The organism is Methylobacterium sp. WL18, from assembly GCF_008040015.1.
Taxonomy (GTDB): domain Bacteria; phylum Pseudomonadota; class Alphaproteobacteria; order Rhizobiales; family Beijerinckiaceae; genus Methylobacterium; species Methylobacterium mesophilicum.
The window spans coordinates 1-5,004 of sequence record NZ_VRVD01000338.1 but is presented as its reverse complement, the minus strand read 5'-3'; the positions used below and the strand labels follow the sequence as shown (position 1 = coordinate 5,004).

The following is a 5,004-nucleotide window of genomic DNA, read 5'->3' as shown; positions in this document are numbered from 1 at the left end:
CGCCCTGGTCGCCGAGGCCGGCCTGTCGGTGCTGCTCACCCCGGCGGCGAGCCTGGGCCTGTCCTACACCGGCCAGATCGGCGCCCGCGCCCAGGACCACGCCGCGAAGGGCGCCTTCACGGTCAGGTTCTGAACAGCCCGGGGCGCGGCGGGGATCACGCGTGCGCGCGGCAGCTCGATATGCGGCGGTACAGCCCGGTCTTGAGGGATCGCGAGGCCGCTCCCGTATCGACTGTCGTGCCCTCGCGGCGGCGGACCGTTCGCCGCGCGCGGGAATCCTCCGTCGCGGCTCGGCACGCTCCCCTCACTCCACACGGCCGCCCCGCCCGCCGAGGCGGCCGGGCAAGCCGGTCAGGCGGTCCTTCATGGCCAGCACCTTCTGCACCTTGGCGCCGAGGGTGAGGAGTTGCACCAGGCGCTCGGTGTCGAGGCGGCGGACGTCGGCGTACCAGCCGGCGAAGAGCTCGAAGAGGTCGTGCATCTCCCGGAGCCGGCCTTGCGCGTGGCGCTCGACCTCGGATTCGGCCTCCTGCATCAGAAGCTCGCGCAGCAGGGTCAGGGTGGGGTCGATCTCGCGCTTCTTGCGCTCCTCCACCAGGGTGCGGACGATCTGCCAGATGTCCTCCGGGGTGGCGAAATAGTCCCGCCGGTCGCCGGGCACGTGCAGCAGCCGCACCAGGTTCCAGGCCTGCAGCTCCTTGAGCCCCATGCTGACGTTGGAGCGGGAGACGCCCAGCCGCTCGACCATCTCGTCGGCGTTGAGCGGGCGCTCGGCCACGAACAGCAGGGCGTAGATCTGCCCCACGGTCCGGTTGATGCCCCAGCGCGAGCCCATCTCGCCGAAATGCAGCACGAAGGTCTGGACCAGGGGGGGCAGGTGCACGGCGGCGATCCGTCGGACGGTGAGCCCCCAAAGCAGGCGGGGGTTCGAGGCGGGGGTTCGGAGCGCGCGCCGCCGACGTGGAGATCGGTTCGACGGAGGCGAGCGCGTTCGATCAAGGCGTGAGGGCCGGCTTATCAGCTCTTGAGCCAGAACCGCAGGAGCGTCGCCACGGCCCCGAGGCCGAGGATGCTCCCGGCCCAGAGGCCCACGAACCAGGCGAGGCGTTTCCAGAGCGGGAGCGGGGTCGCGGGCGCCATCAGTGATACCCGTGCGCGTCGACCTTGCCGCGGAACACCCAGTAGGAATACGCGGTGTAGATCAGGATGATCGGGATCAGGACCGAGGCGCCGACCAGCATGAACATCTGGCTCGACGCGGGGGCGGCGGCCTGCCAGATCGTGATCCGGCCCGGCACCACGTCGGGGAAGATGCTGATGCCCAGCCCCAGGAACGACAGGGCGAACAGGCCGAGCGCGATCAGGAACGGGGCCCGCTCGCCGCCGCCCCGCAGGGTCCGCCACAGGGCGACGGCGGCCAGCGCCACGAGCAGCGGCACCTGCGCGGTGACGAGCACGTTCGGCATCGCCAGCCAGCGCGCGAAGTAGCGCCCCTGCAGGAACGGCGTCGCGGCGCTGACCAGCGCGATCGCCGCCACGGTGGCGATGGTCAGGCGCTGGGCCAGGCGGCGGGCCTGGAGCTGGAGCAGCCCCTCCGTGCGCATCACCAGCCAGGTCGCCCCGAGGAGCGCGTACGCGATCACGAGGCTCGCGCCGACCAGCAGGCTGAACGGCGTCAGCCAGTCCCACCAGCCGCCGGCATAGGCCCGGCCCTCGACCGCGATGCCCTGCAGCAGCGCGCCGAGCGCGATCCCCTGGGCGAGCGCCGCCACCAGCGAGCCGCCCGTGAAGGCGACGTCCCAGGCCGCCCGGTGGCCGGGATCGCGCCAGCGGAACTCGAAGGCGACGCCCCGGAAGATCAGCCCGAGCAGCATCGCGATAATCGGCGCGTAGAGCGCCGGCAGGATCACCGCGTAGGCCAGCGGGAAGGCCGCGAACAGCCCGCCGCCGCCCAGCACCAGCCAGGTCTCGTTGCCGTCCCAGACCGGGGCGACCGAGTTCATCGCGGTGTCGCGCTCGGGCCCCGGCCGCAGGGCCGGGAACAGGATCCCGATGCCGAGATCGAAGCCGTCCATGACGATGTAGGCGAAGACCGCGAAGGCGATCACGAACGCCCAGATCACGGTGAGATCGACGCTGTAGACCATGGCTGCCTCACTCGGCCGGCTGGAGGTGACGGTCGGGATCGACCGACGGGGCGGGGGTGATGCCCGCGGTGCGGATCGGCGCGCCGGGCTCGATCCCGGTCTCGCCGGCATGGGGCGGCTGGGCCATCAGGCGCAGGATGTACAGAACCCCCATGGCGAAGACGGAAAAATAGATCACCACGAAGGCGGTGAGCGAGGCGGCCACCGCCGGGCCGTGGAGCGGCGAGGCGGATTGCGCGGTCCGCAGCAGGCCGTAGACCGTGTAGGGCTGGCGCCCGACCTCGGTGGTGATCCAGCCGGCCAGCACCGCCACGAAGCCGGCCGGGCCCATGGCGAGCGCGAAGCGGTGCAGCGGGCGCCACCGGTAGAGCGCCCCGCGCCAGCGCGCGAGCAGGCTCAGGGCCCCGAGCAGCAGCATCAGCATGCCGAGCCCGACCATGATGCGGAACGACCAGAACACAATCGGCACCGGCGGCCAGTCCGTCCGAGGCAGGCTGTCGAGGCCGGCGAGCGGCGCGTCCAGGCTGTGCTTGAGCACCAGCGAGGACAGCTTCGGGATCTCCACCGCGTAGCGGACCGTGCCGGCCTCCTGGTCGGGCAGGCCGAACAGCACCAGGGGCGCCCCGTCCGGATGGCTCTGGAAGTGGCCCTCCATGGCCATGACCTTGGCGGGCTGGTGCTCCAGGGTGTTCAGCCCGTGCGCGTCGCCGGCGAGGATCTGGGCCGGCGCCACCAGGGCGGCCATCCACATCGCCATCGAGAACATCGTCCGGGCCGCCGGGTTCGCCCGGTCGCGCAGCAGGTGCCAGGCGCCCACCGCGCCGACCACCAGCGCGGTCGTCAGATAGGCCGCCAGCACCATGTGGACGAGCCGGTACGGGAAGGACGGGTTGAACACGATCGCCCACCAGTCCAGCGGCACGAACTGGCCCTCGGCGTTGGTGCCGTAGCCGGCCGGCGTCTGCATCCACGAGTTCACCGACAGGATCCAGAACGCCGAGAAGAAGGTCCCGAACGCCACCATCAGGGTCGCGGCGAAGTGGAGCCGCGGCCCGACCTTGCGCATGCCGAACAGCATCACCCCGAGGAAGCCCGCCTCCAGGAAGAAGGCCGACAGCACCTCGTAGGCCATCATCGGGCCGAGCACCGGGCCGGTCTTGTCGGAGAAGACCGACCAGTTGGTGCCGAACTGGTAGGACATCACCAGGCCGGAGACGACGCCCATGGCGAACGCGATGGCGAAGATCTTCAGCCAGTACTTGAACAGGTCCATGAAGACCTGCCGGCCGGTGGCGAGCCACAGGCCCTCCAGCACGGCCAGGAAGCTCGCCAGCCCGATCGAGAAGGCCGGGAACACGATGTGGAACGCCACCGTGAAGCCGAACTGGATGCGGGCGAGGATCAGGGGATCGAGGGTGTCGAGCACGACGGGTCTCCCGGCTCGGGATCTGCGACTCGGCTTATAGCATTTTCAGAAATTTCTGAAATGTCGATAATGACAGGACAGCCATCGCGGCGACGCCGGCCCTGGACGCGCGCGGCCGGACGCGGCAGGCTCGGGGCGATTCCCCAGAACGGCCGGGCGCTTGCAAGTCGGGTACCCACCCGCGCGCCGCGCCCTGCGCCGCTCCCCGGACACCACGAGACCCGTCGCCCCATGCTCGAACCCGTTGCCGCCGCCGCCCTCGACACGCCCCTCGACCTGTCCGCCGCGCTCTCGGAGCGCATCCGCGGCATCGGCACGAGCCAGATCGGCCTGGTGGCGGATCGCGGCCGGGACGACCCGGACGTGGTCAAGCTCTGGATCGGCGAGGGCGACCTGCCGACGCCGCCGTTCATCGTCGAGGCGACGCACCGGGCGATGCAGGCCGGGCACACCCGCTACACCACGTCGCTGGGCCTGCCGGCCCTGCGGGCGGCGCTCGGCGCCTACCACGCCCGGCACTGGGGGGTGGACGTCCCGGCGGACCGCTTCGCCGTCACGGCCGGCGGCATGAACGCGATCATGCAGGCCGCGCAGGCGCTTCTGGAGCCGGGCGACGAGATCATCATCCCGTCCCCCGCCTGGCCGAACCTCGCCGAGGCGGTCCGCATCACCGGCGGCGTGCCGGTGACGGTGCCCTACCGGATCCAGCCGGACGGGCGCTTCACGCTGCCGCTCGCCGACATCGTGGCGGCGCTGACGCCGCGCACCCGGGTGATCATGGTCAACTCGCCCTCGAACCCGACGGGCTGGACCATGCCGCTCTCGGAGATGACGGCCCTGCGCGACCTCGCCCGCGCGCGCGGCCTGTGGATCCTGTCGGACGAGGTCTACGCGCACTTCACCTACGGCAACCAGATCGCGCCGTCCTTCCTGCAGATCTGCACGGAGGACGACCGCCTGATCGTCACCAACACCTTCTCGAAGAACTGGGCGATGACCGGCTGGCGCGCCGGCTGGGTGATCTTCCCCCGGGGCCTGGCGCCGACCTTCGCCAAGCTCGGCCAGTACAGCACCACCTCGATCCCGACCTTCATCCAGCACGCCTGCGTCGCGGCGCTCGAGGAGGGCGACGGCTTCATCCGCACCATGGTCGACCGCTGCGCCGAGGCTCGGACGATCCTGGTGGAGGGGCTGGCGCGCCTGCCCGGCGTGACGGTGGCGCCGCCGGAGGGCGCCTTCTACCTCATGCCCCGGATCGCCGGCGACGAGCCGAGCCTCGACCTGGCGTTCCGCCTGCTGCGCGACGCCAAGGTCGGCGTCGCCCCGGGCACCGCCTTCGGCCCCGCGGGCGAGGGCCTGGTCCGCATCTGCTTCGCCATCAGCCCGGACCTGGCGCGGGAGGCGGTGCGGCGGTTGTCGGGGGTGTTGGGG

General features: G+C 71.5%; 5 protein-coding genes. 1 reads left to right on the top strand and 4 read right to left on the bottom strand.

Annotation, left to right across the window (positions count from 1 at the left end):
* Positions 1-304 precede the first annotated feature (304 nt).
* From FV228_RS19985 to FV228_RS19970, 4 genes are all read right to left on the bottom strand, one after another.
* Positions 305-883: a GbsR/MarR family transcriptional regulator gene (locus tag FV228_RS19985; RefSeq protein WP_147856216.1), complete on the bottom strand. Its 579-nt coding sequence runs from the start codon at positions 881-883 to the stop codon at positions 305-307.
* Between the two features lie 134 nt (positions 884-1,017).
* The gene (locus FV228_RS19980; RefSeq protein ID WP_147856215.1) at positions 1,018-1,140 is read right to left on the bottom strand and encodes a DUF2474 family protein; all 123 of its coding nucleotides are present in this window, start codon (positions 1,138-1,140) and stop codon (positions 1,018-1,020) included.
* Positions 1,140-2,147 (bottom strand): cytochrome d ubiquinol oxidase subunit II, encoded by a 1,008-nt coding sequence (gene cydB, locus FV228_RS19975; RefSeq protein ID WP_147856214.1) that lies wholly within the window; start codon positions 2,145-2,147, stop codon positions 1,140-1,142. The genes FV228_RS19980 and cydB overlap by 1 nt, the downstream gene beginning before the upstream one ends.
* A gap of 7 nt (positions 2,148-2,154) precedes the next feature.
* Positions 2,155-3,573, bottom strand: coding sequence for a cytochrome ubiquinol oxidase subunit I (locus tag FV228_RS19970; protein WP_147856213.1), 1,419 nt, complete (start codon positions 3,571-3,573; stop codon positions 2,155-2,157).
* A 231-nt stretch (positions 3,574-3,804) separates the two neighbouring features.
* Here FV228_RS19970 and FV228_RS19965 point away from each other — a divergent pair.
* The coding region (locus tag FV228_RS19965; protein ID WP_147856212.1) for a pyridoxal phosphate-dependent aminotransferase at positions 3,805-5,004 on the top strand (1,200 nt) is incomplete at its 3' end.

What these genes read in the sequence shown, in the direction of transcription:
- FV228_RS19980 (WP_147856215.1), bottom strand. Translation starts at nt 1,140, where the DNA reads ATGGCGCCCGCGACCCCGCTCCCGCTCTGGAAACGCCTCGCCTGGTTC.
- cydB (WP_147856214.1), bottom strand. Translation starts at nt 2,147, where the DNA reads ATGGTCTACAGCGTCGATCTCACCGTGATCTGGGCGTTCGTGATCGCC.